Raw genomic sequence first — 17,336 nt, 5'->3', positions numbered from 1 at the left:
TTGAATACCCTACGTAAATTATTGTTCATAACGAAAGCGGAATTTTTCTTGTTCCGTGGCCGCTTTCGCCAGAATCCACTGACGGAAGGCGGCTATTTTACCCAGTTCTGCCTGACTGTCATGACAAACCAGATAAAATGCGTTTTTGCTGACCAGAACATCGTTAAACGGACAGACCAGTCGTCCGGCTTCAATTTCGGACTGCGCCATGACGTTGTTAGCCAGCGCGATCCCCTGTCCATGGATTGCAGCCTGTAGCACCATGGCGCTATGGCTGAAGATAGGTCCCTGCTGCACGTTGATATGATTCAGGCCAAGCTGGCGCGTATAGGCTTGCCAGTCTCGTCGCGACGCATCATGCAATAAAGTGTGTTTTGCCAGGTCGTCCGGTGTCTTTAGCGGTTTATCACCGGTAAGCAACAGCGGAGAGCAGACCGGCAATAAATATTCTGCGTACAATTTTTCAACGCGCAGACCCGGCCAGTTGCCGCGTCCGTAGAAAATCGCCACATCAACATCATCAGCCAGTTTGTCTTCCTGACGGTCCACCGCCTGGATCCTGACATCGATTCCCGGATAAGCTGAGTTAAAGCTAGAGAGTCTGGGCACCAGCCATTGGATCGCAAAACTGGGCAATAAACTAACGGTAAGCGCACCTTTTGCACTGCGTGCCTGAAGTTTACGCGTCGCGTCGGTTAATTGCGAAAAAATCTCTTTAATGTCGAGAAAGTAGCTTTGACCTTCTTCCGTTAACAGCAAAGATCGATTGCGTCGACGAAACAGTTTTAGCCCCAAAAAATCCTCAAGTGACTTGATTTGGTGACTTACTGCGGCCTGCGTCACAAAAAGCTCTTCTGCTGCGCGAGTAAAGCTTAAATGACGCGCTGCAGCATCAAAAACACGTAACGCATTTAAGGGTGGTAATCGTTTTGACATGACTTTTAGGCTTTGATGTTAAATGAATTTAACAATTAGCTAACAGGCTGTAACCTATTAGTTTTTTTTATCTGAGCCATTATAAATTGTCCGTTGAGGTTCTACCAGCAAATACCTATAGTGGCGGCACTTCCTGAAGCCGGAACGAAAAGTTTTATCGGAATGCGTGTTCTGGTGGGCTTTTGGCTTACGGTTGTGATGTTGTGTTGTTGTGTTTGCAATTGGTCTGCGATTCAGACCATGGTAGCAAAGCTACCCTTTTTCACTTCCTGTACATTTACCCTGTCTGTCCATAGTGATTAATGTAGCACCGCCAAATTGCGGTGCTTTTTTTTGTCCACGTTTCGTCGATGGCCGACCGGCTATTATTGCTCCAGTTCTACCATCTCTTTCACGTCAGTGCGGTTAATCTGCTGTTTGTTGCCGTTAGCGTCTTTATACGAAATCATCCCCGTCTCATTATCGGTCTGTGGTTTACCATCAGCTACGATTGATCGACCATCATTGGTGTGCATCACGTAATTCGAGCCAGAACAGGCGCTCAGGGCAAAAGTCAGCATACAGGCAGAAATAATGGCGGCAGTCTTTTTCATCTTCTTCTCCTTAAAGCGATTTATGCTATTAAAAACATACTCCGTAACAGGCAAAATTGTTCGCCTAACGCTATTTAGCATAAGACACTGAACGGGCTTTGCCAGGATATCCAGAGTATTCCGATGGTTAGCACAACCCTTGTATCAATGCCCTTTTTGCGCCACGATCGGTTTACTGAACTGAGGAATACCATGAACGCTTTTAACCCCGCGCAGTTTCGCGCACAATTTCCCGCACTCAACGATGCTGGCGTCTATCTCGACAGTGCTGCTACGGCGCTGAAGCCACAGGCGGTCATTGAAGCTACCCATCAGTTTTATAGCCTGAGTGCCGGGAACGTCCATCGCAGCCAGTTTGCTGAAGCCCAGCGTCTGACCGCACGCTATGAAGCCGCGCGGGAAAAAGTCGCACACCTGATTAATGCGTCGGATGACAAAACCATCGTCTGGACCCGCGGCACAACGGAAGCGATCAACATGGTTGCCCAAAGCTATGCGCGTCCACGCCTTCAACCGGGTGATGAGATTATCGTTAGCGCAGCGGAACATCACGCCAACCTCGTTCCCTGGCTGATGGTCGCGGAGCAAACGGGGGCTAAGGTCGTCAAACTCCCACTCAACCCCCATTTGTTGCCAGACGTTGAGATCCTCACGCAGCTCATCACCCCGCGCAGCCGCATTCTGGCGCTCGGGCAAATGTCGAACGTCACCGGTGGCTGCCCGGATCTGGCCCGCGCCATTACGCTCGCCCATGCGGCTGGCATGGTGGTGATGGTTGATGGTGCCCAGGGGATTGTGCATTACCCTGCCGATGTACAGCAGTTGGATATTGATTTCTATGCGTTTTCAGGCCACAAGCTATATGGCCCCACCGGTATTGGCGTGCTGTACGGTAAGCCGGAACTGCTGGAAGCCATGTCTCCCTGGCTTGGGGGCGGTAAGATGATTAGCGAAGTCAGTTTTGACGGTTTCACCACTCAGCCCGCACCATGGAAGCTGGAAGCCGGTACGCCTAACGTTGCAGGCGTTATCGGGCTAAGCGCGGCGCTCGAATGGCTGGCGGACGTCGACGTTGCGCAGGCCGAAAACTGGAGCCGGGGTCTGGCGACGCTGGCAGAAGATGCCCTGGCGAAACGCCCTGGCTTTCGTTCCTTCCGCTGCCAGGACTCCAGTCTGTTAGCCTTTGATTTCGCGGGTGTTCATCACAGCGATATGGTCACTCTATTGGCCGAATATGGCATTGCGCTGCGCGCGGGGCAACACTGCGCACAACCGCTGCTGGCGGAACTTGGCGTATCCGGAACACTACGCGCCTCATTTGCCCCTTATAATACCCAAAGCGATGTGGATGCGTTGGTCGCAGCCGTCGACCGCGCGCTGGAAATATTGGTGGATTAATGACAAGCCCTCAGTTCGCCGGACACCCGTTTGGCACAACCGTAACCGAAGAGACGTTACGCAATACCTTTATCCCGCTTACTCAGTGGGAAGATAAATATCGCCAGCTGATTCTGCTGGGTAAGCAGTTGCCGGCACTCCCGGATGCGCTAAAGGCGCAGGCCAAAGAAATTGCGGGCTGCGAAAACCGCGTCTGGCTGGGGCATACTCTTCATGAGAATGGCACTCTGCATTTCTTCGGCGACAGCGAAGGTCGAATAGTACGTGGACTGTTGGCGGTATTACTCACCGCGGTCGAAGGTAAAACGGCAGCCGAGTTACTGGCGCGTTCTCCGATGGCGTTATTTGACGAACTGGGTTTACGCGCTCAGCTCAGCGCCTCGCGTAGCCAGGGACTACATGCTCTGAACGAGGCGATTCTCGAGGCGGCCCAGAAAGCCGGATGACGACGCAGATACGTCTTATCCGGCCTACAACACTGCACGAACTGTAGGTCGGATAAGCACAGCAACATCCGACACAATCAGGCCTGACGCGCGGCCTTCGCCATCATCTTCTTCAGCGCATGGGAGACAGCAACAAAGCCAAAGGTGGCTGTCACCATGGTGGCCGCGCCAAACCCGGACGCGCAATCCATACGCTTCGGCCCTTCCGCCGTCGCTTTCATCGCACATACCGAGCCATCCGCCTGCGGGTAAACCAGCGCTTCGGTCGAGAACACGCAGTCCACGCCCAGCTTGCCTTTGCTGTTTTTCACCACGCCAAAATCGCTTTTCAGCCGCTCACGTAGCTTGGCCGCCAGCGGATCCTGGATGGTTTTTGCCAAATCAACGACCTGAATCTGGGTAGGATCGATCTGTCCGCCCGCACCACCGGTGGTCACCAGCGGAATTTTGTTGCGCCGACAGTACGCAATCAGTGCCGCTTTTGGGCGCACGCTATCAATCGCATCGATGACGTACGAAAATCCCGCATTCATATATTCAGCAACGTTATCTGGGGTAACAAAATCATCGACCACGTTCACCCGGCACTCCGGGTTAATCTGTCGGATACGCTCCGCCATCACTTCAGCTTTTGCCAGACCGACGTTATCACGCAGCGCATGGATCTGGCGGTTTGTATTGGTGACGCACACATCATCCATATCAATGAGTGTGATAGCGCCAATACCGGTTCGCGCCAGCGCTTCCGCCGCCCATGACCCTACTCCGCCAATCCCAACCACGCAAACGTGCGATTGGGCAAACAGCTGCAACGCATTTTCGCCATACAGACGTGCCGTACCGCCAAAACGTTGGCGCCAGGCATCGCTAATAACCACAGACATAGAACCTCAAATTCATTAATACCGAGCAGTCTGACTGCCTGATGTCGGCTACGCCTTACCAGGCCTACTCAATAATGTAGGCTTGATAAGCGAAGTGCCATCCGGCAATTAACCGCTGAACACGTTACCCGCACCCGGCGCTGTTTTTAGTACCCATACGCGACCGTAGTGATTATACCACCCGGCACGGTGTCCGGCGTCAGCGCCAATACCCTGATAGATGTCGAAGTGTTGCCCTTTAATAGCCCCACCCACATCTAACGCCACCATCAGGCGCAGTTCGTACTGACCGGTAAACTTGCCGTTATTGTCCAGTAACGGGACTTCCGCCAGTAACGTTGTGCCCGCAGGAATGATACTACGGTCAGAAGCTACGGACGCGCGGCCAATCAGCGGCACCGCGCTGGCCCCTTTCACCGGAGCAAAAGATTGCGGTTTAAAGAAGACAAACGATGGGTTCTGCTCCAGCAGCTCACGCACTTCGGCTTCGCTGTGCGTTTCACCCCAGTGGCGAATAGCCTGCATCGACATATCTTCTTTTTTCACTTCGCCACGGTCGATAAGCACTTTACCGATACTGCGATAGGCGTGGCCGTTTTTCCCGGCATAGCTAAAGAAGTTGAGCGGGCTGCCATCGCCAAAATCGATGTAACCACTGCCCTGAACATCCATAATGAAGTTATCCATCAGGGAGTTACTGTATGCCAGAATATAATTGTCGCTTAGTGCGCCCGCGTAGATCTCGGCACGAGAGGGTAAGCGCCCACGTTTTGGCGGCATGCGATAGATAGGATACTGAAACTCGCCCTGGCGCGTATGGCGCGCCTGGATAACCGGTGTGTAGTAACCAGTAAACTGGACGTTACCGTAGTTGTCCGCCCCTTCCATTTGCCAGGCATCAATACCAAACTGGCGCATACTGCGCGTATCACCGCCCGCACGTAACCATTGCTGGATAGCGTTGTAGACGTCGCTCTGGTTGCCGTACAAACGTGGCGAAGCGCTGCGAATTTGATTAACCTGCTCGGCGAAATCACCGGCATTGATTGGCGCGCCAACCGCATCAGGCTGGTTCACCAGTGAGAAAGGCTGGGTAAATTTCCCGTCTTTATACTGCTGCCCACGATCGGTGGGTTTTGAGGAACACGCGGCGAGCATCGCGACTACAGCTCCCGCCAGAAGATATTTTGCCCAACGTCCTTTCATTGTTCTCGTCTTATGTTGCCTGAATGCGAGACGAAGATAACAAACCCCCGAACCTAATGAAATGCGTATACATACCCGAACGCAAATTTTGAGCAAAAAATAATCCAGAATGCGTTGTTTTTGTTCATTTTCACCCTAAAAACGTGATCAAGGTGAAAAAAGGGTTGCATGAAAATGCGAGCAGAGTATAGTGCGCATCCACGGACGCGGGGTGGAGCAGCCTGGTAGCTCGTCGGGCTCATAACCCGAAGGTCGTCAGTTCAAATCTGGCCCCCGCAACCAATTAAAATTTGATGTAAGATTTTTGCAAAGTAGTTCGAATCACAGCAAGGCGGCGACGCAGTGAATCCTTAGGAGCTTACTCCAGTAAGTGACTGAGGTGAACGAGGAAAGCCAACGCTGATGTGGTTTGAAATACGAAGCAAAAAGACGGACGCGGGGTGGAGCAGCCTGGTAGCTCGTCGGGCTCATAACCCGAAGGTCGTCAGTTCAAATCTGGCCCCCGCAACCAATCAAATTTGATAAAATATAAGCAGTACGGTGACGCGGGGTGGAGCAGCCTGGTAGCTCGTCGGGCTCATAACCCGAAGGTCGTCGGTTCAAATCCGGCCCCCGCAACCAACACATTAAACACCTTAACGGGTGTTTTTTTGTTTCTGTCGCCCATAAAAAAAGCGCTTTTCAGCGCTTTTTTGTTATCCCCTTCTCGCCAGCGTCGCCCCATCGGCAAAGTAGGCTTTAATCCCTGCCAGAATCGACTCTGCAACTTCCTGCTGGAAGGTCGCCGTTTTGAGTTTGCGCTCTTCCTCAACGTTACTGATAAAAGCCGTTTCGACCAGAATAGACGGGATATCCGGCGCTTTTAGCACCGCAAACCCGGCCTGTTCAACCTGGTTCTTGTGCAGATTGTTGATTTTGCCAAGCTTACTCAATACCGCTTTACCAAACTTCAGGCTGTCGGCGATGGTCAGCGACTGCACCATGTCGAACATGGTGTGGTCGACGTAGCGGTCACCGCTCTTACTGACGCCACCAATGAGATCCGAGGCGTTCTGGGTCTGCGCCAGATATTTCGCGGCGGTACTTGTCGCGCCTTTGGTCGAGAGCGCAAACACCGACGAACCGCTGGGTTGTCGACTGGTAAAGGCATCGGCATGAATAGAGACAAACAGGTCAGCACGCTGCTTCTGCGCTTTCGCCACGCGGACTTTAAGCGGAATGAAGATATCTTCATTTCGTGTCATAAAGACCTTCATGTTGCCCTCTTTCTCTATGAGGGCTCGCAGGCGGCGGGCAATCTGCAGCACCACATCCTTTTCACGCGTCTTGTATTTCCCCACCGCACCGGAGTCTTCTCCGCCGTGGCCTGGATCGAGCATAATGACAATGGGACGATCGCGCCCCGCTTTACCCGGCTGCGGGCCACTTTGTGCAGGTGGCACCTGTTTATCCAGATCGCCCTTGTTGTAATCTTCCAGCAATGCCAGCAGCGGATCCTGAACGTCCTGGGCATTCGCGGGATAGAGATCCATCACCAGACGTTCTTTAAAGCCTGCCACCGGAGCCAGCGCAAAAAGTTGCGGCTTCACATTCTGTTTCAGCTCGAACACCATCCGCACGGTCTTTGGATCAAACTGACCAACGCGCGCCGACTTAATATACGGATCGTCAGGACGAATCTGCGTCCCAATGCCCTTGAGCACCGAGTTCAAATTAACGTCTTCAATATCCACAACCACACGCTCAGGATTACTCAGGGCAAACTGTTTGTATTTCAGCAGACGGTTAGATTCTACCGTGACGCGAGTGTAGCTGGACGCAGGCCAGATACGTACGGCAACGACCTGACTCACGGCCGCCAGACCCACCTGGCTGACGCTCAAAAGCCACATAGCACCCGCACCTTTCAATAAACGGCGGCGACTGATTGCTGAATTGGATCCCGACATGCTTCTCCCGAGCAAAAGAAATCTTTTTTAGAGGTAATACGTAAAACGTCCGAATTGACCGGAAACTTTAGCGAATGACGCATAATCTGTCATCTATAAAAGGGTAAACATTCTTTTTATATTCACGGCATTACTGAGAAAAATCTTCGGCATGGGTAAAAATTACGCTTGCGCACAGCGCAAAAACAGAATAAAAATACACAAATTACGAATAATCATGCAATGAGGGTGTGCCGTGGTGAAGGAGCGTAGAACCGAACTGGTACAGGGATTCCGCCATTCTGTTCCCTATATCAATACCCATCGGGGAAAAACGTTTGTCATTATGCTAGGCGGCGAAGCCATCGAGCATGAAAATTTTTCCAGTATCGTCAATGACATTGGTCTTCTTCATAGCCTCGGCATCCGCCTGGTCGTGGTCTATGGCGCACGACCGCAGATTGATGCCAATCTTGCGGCGCATCATCATGAGCCGGTGTACCACAAAAATACGCGCGTTACCGACGCTAAAACGCTGGAGCTGGTCAAACAGGCTGCGGGTTTACTTCAGCTTGATATTACCGCCCGCCTGTCGATGAGCCTGAATAATACGCCATTGCAGGGTGCTCACATCAATGTGGTCAGCGGTAATTTTATTATCTCTCAGCCGCTGGGCGTTGATGACGGCGTAGATTACTGCCATAGCGGGCGTATTCGTCGTATTGATGAAGATGCCATTCACCGCCAGTTAGACAGCGGCGCAATTGTGCTGATGGGCCCGGTTGCCGTTTCCGTCACCGGTGAGAGCTTTAACCTGACGTCAGAAGAGGTCGCCACGCAGTTGGCTATCAAACTGAAGGCCGAGAAAATGATCGGCTTTTGCTCCTCTCAGGGGGTCACCAACGATGACGGCGATATTATTTCCGAGCTGTTTCCTAACGAAGCTCAGGCTCGCGTTGAGTTGCAGGAAGAGAAAGGCGATTACAGCTCCGGCACGGTGCGCTTCCTGCGTGGGGCAGTGAAGGCCTGTCGCAGTGGCGTACGTCGCTGTCACCTGATCAGTTATCAGGAAGATGGTGCATTGCTGCAGGAACTGTTCTCCCGCGACGGGATCGGTACGCAGATCGTAATGGAAAGCGCCGAGCAGATCCGTCGCGCTACCATTAACGATATCGGCGGGATTCTGGAGCTTATCCGCCCGCTGGAGCAGCAAGGTATTCTGGTGCGCCGCTCGCGCGAGCAGTTGGAAATGGAGATCGACAAATTCACGATTATTCAGCGTGATAACCTGACCATCGCCTGTGCCGCTCTGTACCCTTTCCCGGAAGAGAGGATTGGCGAAATGGCGTGTGTAGCAGTGCATCCGGACTACCGTAGCTCGTCACGCGGGGAAGTGTTGCTGGAACGAATCGCCGCGCAGGCCCGGCAAATGGGGTTGAGCAAGCTGTTTGTGTTAACCACACGCAGCATCCACTGGTTCCAGGAGCGCGGCTTCACGCCAGTGGATATCGACCTGCTGCCGGAAAGCAAGAAAGAGATGTACAACTATCAGCGGCGGTCAAAAGTGCTGATGGCGGATTTGGGGTAAGAGTCGTTGCCGGATGCAGCATAACAGCCTTATCCGGCTTACATCGCTGGCACATCTTTTTTAGGCCGGATGGCGCTGACGCTTATCCGGCCTACATCTACATCATGCCGTCATTAAATAATGCTGACAGTCCGCTGCGGCGTTCAGTGCGGGTGGCAATGGCGCGGCTCAATATCCGCTCATCGGCATACAGCGACAGGCGGCGGCGCGCGCGGGTAACGGCGGTATAGACCAGCTCGCGGGTAACCACGGGTGAATGCTGGCTGGGTAAAATCAACGCCGCGTGGTCAAACTCAGATCCCTGCGATTTGTGCACCGTCATCGCCCAGGTGGTTTCATGTTCAGGCAAGCGGCTGGGCTGCACCGATTTGATAGAACCATCCGGCAACGCAAACCACACCCTCAGGCCCTGTCCACGGTCAAGGGCAATGCCGATATCACCGTTAAATAATCCCAGCGAACTGTCATTGCGCGCGATCATCACCGGCCTTCCCTCATACCAGCGGCTATGCGTCGAACGATGAATTTTACGTTTTTGCGCCATCACCTGCTCAATGCGTTCATTCAAACCACTAACGCCAAACGGACCTTCCCGCAGGGCGCATAGCAGTTGATACTCATTGAAGGCCTGAATGACAGCCCCCGGCTCCGCACCCTCGTGCAACAAATCCAGGTAGTGCCCATATCCCGCCAGCGCCTCATCCAGCATCGCGGCATAATCCTCGCTGCTGTGTAGCGTGCGTTTTTCGATGTCGCTAAATCCCTGCTGGAACACCGTTTTTATCGCAGTTTTGTCGCCGCGATTAATCGCCGCAGCCAACTGACCGATTCCGGAATCGCTGCCGAAACGGTAGCTTTTTTGCAGCAGGCACAGACTGTCGCGCAACGCTGCTGCCTGAATTCCCGAACCGGCAGGAATAGCACTCCCGGTCAGGCGACTGAGCTGGCGGGCGCGTTCCGGGGTAAACCCGTCACCGACGAAAGCACAGATATCCCCCAGCACGGCCCCCGCTTCGACGGAAGCGAGCTGGTCGCGATCGCCCAGAAAAATCACCCGTCCGTGCGGCGGCAGCGCATCGATAAGGCGCGACATCATCGGCAAATCAATCATCGAGGCTTCATCCACCACCAGCACATCCAAATGCAACGGGTTTCCCGCATGATGACGCAGGCGCTGACTGCCAGGCTGAGCGCCTAATAATCGATGCAGCGTACTGGCGTCATCGGGGATGCGTTTCTTTTGCTCATCGGTTAGCGGTAGCTCTCGTAACGCCGCTCCCAGTGAGGCGGTCAGGCGCGCAGCCGCTTTTCCCGTTGGCGCCGCCAGTCGAATACGACAGCGCTCACCGTCGGCCATTTGAATCAACGCCGCCAGCAGCCTTGCGACCGTTGTCGTTTTTCCCGTCCCCGGTCCGCCGGAGATCACCGATATCCGGCGGGTGAGCGCAACAGCAGCGGCTACTTTTTGCCAGTTAACCCCCTCCGATGGCGGAAACAGCGCCGCCAGCGTGTGGGTCAGCCGTTGTTCATCCACTTCAATGGCGTGGTTCACTTCACTGAAAAAGCGAGCCACCGTACGTTCGTTGTGCCACATCCGGTTCAGATACAAGCGATCGCCGTACAGCACCAGCGGCGTGGGTTGCTCGCCACGGCTTACCGCACTGGAAGCCAGCAGACATTCCGCCCAGTCTTCTGGCTCGCCCGTTTCAGCGAGCCAGGCGCTTAACAGAGGATGCGCGTCCTCGCTCAGAGATAACCGTGAAAGCGGTAAGCAGACGTGCCCTTCTCCCGCTTCACGACTGAGCAACGCCGCAGCCAGCGCAACGGCAGGGTTGTTATTTCCGGCAACCGCCAGCGCGAACTGAGCATCCAGAGGCCGGAGCTGTTTTTGCTCAACAGCCTCCAGAAATCGTTTCTGGATTGTCATAGCATCGTCTCCTGCACCGCACCGGCAAACATCTCGTCCATCAACGCAATCAACTCTCCGTCAGGTCGGGTCGCGTAAATTCCCTGCTGCGGATTTTCACTGTCAACGCCGCGCAGGAAGAGATAGATAACGCCGCCAAAATGGCGTTCATAATCGTAATCAGCAATGCGATGGCGTAAGTAGCGATGCAGCGCGAGGGTATAAAGTTGGTATTGAAGGTCGTAGCGATGCGCCTGCATGGCAGAGGCCATTGCCTGCTGCGTATAGGCGGAGCTGTCTTCACCCAGCCAGTTCGATTTGTAATCGAGCAGGTAATAACGCCCCTGGTGGCGAAATACCAGGTCAATAAAGCCTTTCAGCATGCCGCGAACCTGCATAAAGTCCAACGCAGGGCACCCCGCCGAGAGCGGATCGTATTGGCGAATTAACGCATCAAGCTGGTTGGCCATCAACGGCTGCGAAATCGGCAGATAAAACTCCATCTCCACCTGTTTTTCACGCGCGGATAGCTGGCTCAAACTCACGCCAGTCTCGTTGAGAGGCGCCTGCAAAATGGCGTCCAGCCATTCGGTCAAAACCGGCGTCCAGTGTGCGTCATAACCGCCCAACGCCAGTTGCTCCTCGACCCAATGCGGATCCACCGGTTGCGTAAAATCGAGGTCTTCAAACAGGCTATGCAAGAATGTACCCGGCGAAGCGCCGCGCGGAAACTGATGCGGTGTAAGCCCTGACTCTTCAATAACCTCGCCGACGCCTGTGGCATCGATATCCAGTCGTGGGATCAGATCCTGCGCGATACCCTGTCCACGCTGTTGCAGACCGGAATAACTGGTCACGCGCCAGCTATCGCCGGGCTTACGCTGCAGTATTTTAGCACTCAGTTCGCTGCTAACAGCCTGCGCAACCTGCCAGGGTTCACCGTCAGGCTGCGCGGGTGTCTGGCAAGCAATATCATTGCTGCAAAGCGCTTCAATCGCGCTACGCAGACCCACGGCATCCATCGGCTCACCTTTTTGCAACAGGCGACCAAGGGCACTCTGATGCACATCGGTATCCCCTTTTTTATCGCCCCGACGTCGTACCAACGGCGCAACGCCAAGGCTGCAATGCCATACCGAACGGGTTAGCGCGACATACAGCAAACGCAGATCTTCCGCCAGACGCTCTGCTTCGGCTAGCTCAACGCTCTCCTCAGCATCGCTGAGATCCAGCACGGCTTCAAAAGAGCTACGATCGTGGTAGAAAGCCTGATCCTGAACGCGGAAATTGGTGATAAACGGCAGCCAGACCAGCGGATACTCCAGCCCTTTCGATTTATGGATGGTGACGATTTTGACCAGATGCTTGTCGCTTTCAAGCCTGAGCTGCTGGCTGGACGCGTTGCTGTCGGGTTCAAGAATATGCTGGGACAACCAGCGCACCAGCGCATGCTCGCTTTCCAGCTGCGAGCCCGCTTCCTGCAACAGTTCGCTGATATGTAAAATGTCGGTCAGTCGACGTTCGCCTCCCGCCGTCGCCAGCAGGTTCTCTGCAATCTGTCGAGCCGTCATCAGCGCACGTAGCATCGGCATCACGCCGCGTTTATGCCAGATCTGACGATAGCCGTCGAATTCTTCGACCACCGCATCCCAAGCATTCTCGTCGGTATTTAACGCTTCAATATCCTGCGCATTCAGCCCCATCATTGAGGTCGCCAGCGCGCTACGCAACGTGTTCTCACGTTCCGGCGTCATCACCGCCTGCAGCACCCATAGCAACTCCTGCGCTTCCAGTGTTTCAAATACGCTGTCACGGTTGGAGAGGTAGACAGAGGGAATGGCCAGTTGCGTCAGCGCATCACGGACCAGCGCCGCCTCCTGGCGGCTTCGCACCAGTACGCTGATATCTGACGCGCGTACCGGGCTGGATGCTTTGCCACTGACCAGTTGCGCTGCGCCAGAATGCCCGGCCTTAAGCCAGTCGCGAATTTGTGTGGCGCACACCTGGGCCATGTAGCTCTGATAATCGCCTACGCCGCAACTTTCTCCTTCCATCAGCCACATACTCATAGCTGGCTGCGTTTCGCCGTGCAAAACAAACCGTAACGCCTGGTTTTTTTCTGCGGATTTTACCGGGCTGAAAGGGATTTCGCGGAACATAAAGGCGTCGTCCATCTGGCTGAAAAGCGTATTCACGCTATTGACCATGCCGGGGGCCGAACGCCAGTTGGTATCAAGCGTATAGTGTGCGCTGACTTCGCTGCGCGCCTTCATATAGGTGAAGATATCCGCGCCGCGAAACGCGTAAATTGCCTGTTTCGGATCACCAATTAGCAGCAGTGCGGTATCCGGCTGATGCTGCCAGATCCGACGAAAAATACGGTACTGCTGCGGATCGGTATCCTGGAATTCATCGATCATGGCGACCGGGAAACGAGTACGAATAGCCGTCGCCAGCGCATCGCCGCTTTCACTGCGCAACGCCGCATCCAGACGGCTGAGCATATCGTCAAAACCCAGCTCGCCGCGGCGACGTTTTTCCTCGGCAACTGCCGAGCGGATCTCCGCCAGCGCCCGGGTGATCACCAGATCGCGGAGAGTTAACGGTTCGCTAAGCAGTTCATCAATAGCGACAAACAGCGGGTGCTGAGGGGTTATCCCGCCCGCTTTGGTTCGCTCTTCCAGAAAACGCTGTGAGAATTTCTCCAGCGCGTCAGGAAGCTGGTAACTTTGTGTTTCTTCCTGCGCCCACGCGCTGATCTTTTCGATCCACTTGCCCTGATTACCGCGATTAAATTTACGTCGGTCAATTCCGGAGGCTTCCATCAGGCCATCCAGCTCATCAACAGAATCACACCATTGCTGCTTGATCTGGTTAATGCGTGCGAGAATTTGTTCATGCCGGGAGGCCAGCGTTTCGTCATCAGACGGTGGCGCCTTGATAACCGGCGCTTCCCCCTGCAGATAGCGATCGATATCTCTCAGCAGCGCTTGCGGTCCTTTCCACGTTTCAAAAACCACCTGCGCAATGTCGCGGGGCAGCGGGTAGCAGTGCCGACGCCAGAAGTCCGCGCAGGCCTGATAGCGCAGCAGCGATTCATCTTCTATCAGCTGCTGTTCGAACAGCATGCCTGACTCAAAGGCATTAAGACTGAGCATACGCTGACAAAAGCCGTGGATGGTAAACACCGCCGCTTCATCCATCTGTCTTTCAGCCAATAGCAGCCACTGCGCGGCCTGTTTTTTATCGGCAATTTCATCTAACAAACGGGCATATAGCGGGTTGTCGGTGGTTTCACGCAGGCAGGCAATTCGCAGTTCATGAATATTGCTACGAATTCGACCGCGCAACTCTTCGGTAGCCGCCTCGGTGAAGGTGACCACCAGCAGTTCTTCGACGGTCAGAGGACGAGGAAAGGCGGCAGAGCCGCCCAGTCCAAGCAGTAAACGTAAATATAGGGCGGCGATGGTAAAGGTTTTACCGGTGCCCGCAGAGGCTTCAATCAGGCGCTCGCCCGTCAGAGGCAAGCGCAGTGGATCAAGGGACTCAGCGGCATCATTCATTCTTATCACTCATCAGGGGTAAGGTTTGCTGCAACGCGCTGACGGTCTGCCACACTTTCCAGCCTTCCGGGTGCACATATTCTGCTTTCCCATTCTGACTGCCGGAAACCTGTGACAATATCGCCATGCCTTGCGGCTCAACCACCGCCTGATGGAAGAAGTCGGCAAGTTTTTGCGGCGTCAGCAGTTTAATCTGAGCCACTATTTTATCACGTGAATCGAAGCGCATATTGCCGCGATCAAAATCTTTGCTTAACTGTGAGGCTTCTGCCCCCAGCGTTTGCGGCGCCTGCAGCATTTGCGCAATAATCGCCTGCTGAATTTGCGCGAACTCTTCAGGTTTCATCGCCCGCAGCTTCGCTTCCGCCGTCGGGAAGAACGCTTTATAACGCTCCCAGAGGTAAGACGGCTGCTTATCACTGCTTTGCAGCAGGAACCCCATTCCCCACTGACGGCCAACACTCATCGGGAAAGCAAATACGGCGTAGCCTAACTGTTCTTCAGTACGCAGCTGATTGTAGAACCACGGCTGAACAATCTGACCTAACATGGCGCTGTATGCTGAACTGGCGTATTCATCGTATCCGGTTGGCACAAATACCGCCGCCAGCGCTGAATCCGTACTGCTGCCTGCTTTTTCAAAGATGACGGACTGCTTCTTGTCCACAACCACATCTTTGTTGCGACACCATTGTGACCCGTTCGCACCAAGCTGTTTTTGGATATCCCGCGCCATGCTCGTCGTCTGAGCTTCGCTCATATTGCCAATGACCAGGAATTCAGGTCGCGCACCGGTTTTTAAAGCGTCGCGGTAGGTCATCACCTCTTTCAGGGTGATGGAAGGCAGCAGCTTACGGCGCTCGTCGCGGGAGAAGTACGGCACCTGAGAAAGCATCTGCACCGGCATAATAGCCTGATCGTAAGCTTTACCCTTTTCTGCGGAATCCATCATCTGGGCATACCAGGATTTCGCCTGTTCCAGCTGTTCGTCCGTTGAGGTATAGCTGAAATAGCCACTCAGCAGCGCCTGAAAAAGCTGCGGCAAACGTTGGGTGTAGCCGTTGGCGTTAAGCATCAACCCATTGTTAGCGTTGGTAGAGAAACCAATTCCACCTACCGATGCCTGGTTACTTAACTGATCGAGCGCAATCCCTGCCAGGTAATCGTTCAGGGCGAATAAGACCTGGTTGCGGGCGCTGTCCATGGCTTTCGGGTTACGCAGGATCACGCTGACGTCAGCCTTCGGCTCGCTGGCAAAATACTGGCTCGGGGCATACACCACGCGTAAATCCGGCTCATCAACAATCAGCTCTGGGTGAGCGTATTTTTTATCCGTCTTAATCAGCGTGAAATCATCCGGAATGTAGGGGTTCAACTCCGGTAACGACAGCGCAATGCCCTGCGCTTTTTGCTGCCAGTCGGCAAAGGTTTTGTCGCTGATTTTATCCACCTGGTAAGGCGCATCGACAAAATAAGCGGTTTTATTATGTGGCTCTTTCGCGCTGATATACCAGATACGCGCATTCTGCGGCGTCATCATTGCCAGACGTTGCTCAACGGCTTTCGCATCGTACTGGTCAGCAATATTCACCGCATCCAGCGTATGCTCGACGGGAACGCGGATCATGGTATCAGCCAGCCATTCCACGTAGTCCATATCACGGGTGATGGAGGGATAACGGAAATCGAGATCCAGCACGTGCGCCAGCTCGTCAAAATAGCGTTTATCGACACCTTTCTCGCGTAACAAATTGAGGTAGCTAAAGATTGCCGCGACAACTTCATCGCGGTTCGCCAGCCCCTTGTCGGTTAACGTCGCGGAAATGGCTAATACGCCGCTGTTCCCGTTGACCACCGGATCGGAGTCTGCGCGAATACCTTCAACCAGGCCCTGCTTTTGCAGCCAGTCAGACAACGTGCCCGGGCTACGATTGCCAATCAGGTAGGTCACCAGTTCATCGGTTTTACTGCGGAACTGCGCGCTGTTGTTATCGATACGAAACTCGACGCGCAATACTTTACGCGGCATTGCCGGAACATAGTGGATGATGATGCCCTTTTGCGCATCAGTGACGACCGGGACGGTAATCTCAGGCTTTGCGATATTCCTGTTCGGTACGCGCCCAAAGGTGTCAGCCGCTATCCGCGCCAGCTCTGGCAGCGGTTTATTGCTATAAATCACCGTCTTCATCAGGTTCGCAGAGTAGTACTTTTCATGAAATTTTTGTAATGCTTGCAGCACCGGGTTGCCCGGTTTATCGCTTAATGTCTCAAGATTCCCGCCAGAGAAACGCGAACCTGGGTGCGCCGGGTTGATCGTCTCAGCGCTCACCTGCGCCATACGCATCCCGTCTCGGGTACGCGCCAGCGTCAGCTCGGAGTTAACCGCGTTACGCTCGCGGTCGGCATATTTTTTATCCAGCAATGGATCGGCAATAGCATCCGCCAGGCGATCCACCGCCCCCACCAGCGCGTCGTTTTCGACTTCAAGATAGAAGGCCGTACGATAAGGCGCAGTGCTGGCATTGTGGCTACCGCCGTGCATTTTCAGGAACTCAGCCAGGCTGTCTGGCTGTGGGTATTTTTTCGAGCCCATCAGACACATGTGTTCGAGATAGTGCGCCAGCCCCTGATGATCGTCCGGATCTTCCAGCGAGCCCACGGGGACTACTAGTGCAGAAAGGGATTTCACGGCCTGAGGATCGGATACCAGCAGCACAACCATGCCGTTATCAAGGCGCACGGCCTGATACTGACGGGTGTCTTTATCGCTTTTACGGATGGTTTCAGCTAAAGGCTGCCAACCGGTATCTGCCTGACTTACGGGAACCCAAAGGGCGACGAACAACAGTAATGCGCTGAACCAGGTGCTGCGGGGCATTCACAAA

General features: G+C 54.1%; 11 protein-coding genes and 3 tRNA genes. 6 read left to right on the top strand and 8 right to left on the bottom strand.

The window, feature by feature from the left end:
- Positions 1 to 18: 18 nt before the first annotated feature.
- Together gcvA and GHC22_RS04820 are read right to left on the bottom strand one after the other, a co-directional pair.
- Positions 19 to 936: a glycine cleavage system transcriptional regulator GcvA gene (gcvA, locus tag GHC22_RS04825; protein WP_003034035.1), complete on the bottom strand. Its 918-nt coding sequence runs from the start codon at positions 934 to 936 to the stop codon at positions 19 to 21.
- Positions 937 to 1,301: 365 nt separating this feature from the next.
- A complete protein-coding gene (locus GHC22_RS04820; RefSeq protein WP_003825635.1) occupies positions 1,302 to 1,529 on the bottom strand; it encodes a YgdI/YgdR family lipoprotein in 228 nt (75 codons plus the stop codon).
- Between the two features lie 192 nt (positions 1,530 to 1,721).
- On the opposite strand from GHC22_RS04820, the gene csdA reads away from it, so the two are divergent.
- On the top strand, positions 1,722 to 2,927 hold the full coding sequence (csdA, locus tag GHC22_RS04815; protein ID WP_153752329.1) for a cysteine desulfurase CsdA: 1,206 nt from the start codon (positions 1,722 to 1,724) through the stop codon (positions 2,925 to 2,927).
- A complete protein-coding gene (csdE, locus tag GHC22_RS04810) occupies positions 2,927 to 3,373 on the top strand; it encodes a cysteine desulfurase sulfur acceptor subunit CsdE (protein WP_048236692.1) in 447 nt (148 codons plus the stop codon). The genes csdA and csdE overlap by 1 nt, the downstream gene beginning before the upstream one ends.
- Before the next feature lie 77 nt (positions 3,374 to 3,450).
- On the opposite strand, the gene tcdA is transcribed toward csdE, so the two are convergent.
- Both tcdA and mltA read right to left on the bottom strand, forming a co-directional pair.
- Complete coding sequence (tcdA, locus tag GHC22_RS04805) at positions 3,451 to 4,257, bottom strand: tRNA cyclic N6-threonylcarbamoyladenosine(37) synthase TcdA (protein WP_003825630.1); 807 nt, start codon at positions 4,255 to 4,257, stop codon at positions 3,451 to 3,453.
- 108 nt (positions 4,258 to 4,365) lie between these two features.
- Positions 4,366 to 5,463: a murein transglycosylase A gene (mltA, locus tag GHC22_RS04800; protein ID WP_008785702.1), complete on the bottom strand. Its 1,098-nt coding sequence runs from the start codon at positions 5,461 to 5,463 to the stop codon at positions 4,366 to 4,368.
- Positions 5,464 to 5,668: 205 nt separating this feature from the next.
- Here mltA and GHC22_RS04795 point away from each other — a divergent pair.
- The 3 genes from GHC22_RS04795 to GHC22_RS04785 all read left to right on the top strand — a co-directional run bounded on the left by GHC22_RS04795 (position 5,669) and on the right by GHC22_RS04785 (position 6,084).
- Positions 5,669 to 5,745, top strand: a tRNA-Met gene (locus tag GHC22_RS04795).
- A 152-nt stretch (positions 5,746 to 5,897) separates the two neighbouring features.
- Positions 5,898 to 5,974, top strand: a tRNA-Met gene (locus GHC22_RS04790).
- Positions 5,975 to 6,007: 33 nt separating this feature from the next.
- Positions 6,008 to 6,084: transfer RNA gene (locus GHC22_RS04785), tRNA-Met, on the top strand.
- A gap of 74 nt (positions 6,085 to 6,158) precedes the next feature.
- On the opposite strand, the gene amiC is transcribed toward GHC22_RS04785, so the two are convergent.
- Entirely contained in the window at positions 6,159 to 7,412 is a 1,254-nt protein-coding gene (amiC, locus tag GHC22_RS04780; protein ID WP_048215635.1) for an N-acetylmuramoyl-L-alanine amidase AmiC, read from the bottom strand.
- A 235-nt stretch (positions 7,413 to 7,647) separates the two neighbouring features.
- On the opposite strand from amiC, the gene argA reads away from it, so the two are divergent.
- On the top strand, positions 7,648 to 8,979 hold the full coding sequence (gene argA, locus GHC22_RS04775; protein WP_008785703.1) for an amino-acid N-acetyltransferase: 1,332 nt from the start codon (positions 7,648 to 7,650) through the stop codon (positions 8,977 to 8,979).
- Between the two features lie 97 nt (positions 8,980 to 9,076).
- Here the strand turns inward: argA and recD are convergent, their stop codons facing one another.
- Genes recD through ptrA form a run of 3 tightly spaced genes read right to left on the bottom strand, consistent with a single transcriptional unit; the run spans position 9,077 to position 17,329 of the window.
- Positions 9,077 to 10,906, bottom strand: coding sequence for an exodeoxyribonuclease V subunit alpha (recD, locus tag GHC22_RS04770; RefSeq protein ID WP_153752328.1), 1,830 nt, complete (start codon positions 10,904 to 10,906; stop codon positions 9,077 to 9,079).
- On the bottom strand, positions 10,903 to 14,448 hold the full coding sequence (recB, locus tag GHC22_RS04765) for an exodeoxyribonuclease V subunit beta (protein WP_153752326.1): 3,546 nt from the start codon (positions 14,446 to 14,448) through the stop codon (positions 10,903 to 10,905). Before recB ends, recD begins: the two co-directional genes overlap by 4 nt.
- Entirely contained in the window at positions 14,441 to 17,329 is a 2,889-nt protein-coding gene (ptrA, locus tag GHC22_RS04760) for a pitrilysin (RefSeq protein ID WP_153752325.1), read from the bottom strand. The genes recB and ptrA overlap by 8 nt, the downstream gene beginning before the upstream one ends.
- Positions 17,330 to 17,336: the final 7 nt, after the last annotated feature.

It is taken from the genome of Citrobacter sp. H12-3-2 (assembly GCF_009649895.1).
GTDB classification, from domain to species: Bacteria; Pseudomonadota; Gammaproteobacteria; order Enterobacterales; family Enterobacteriaceae; genus Citrobacter; species Citrobacter portucalensis.
This window is presented reverse-complemented; position numbering and strand designations above follow the sequence as displayed.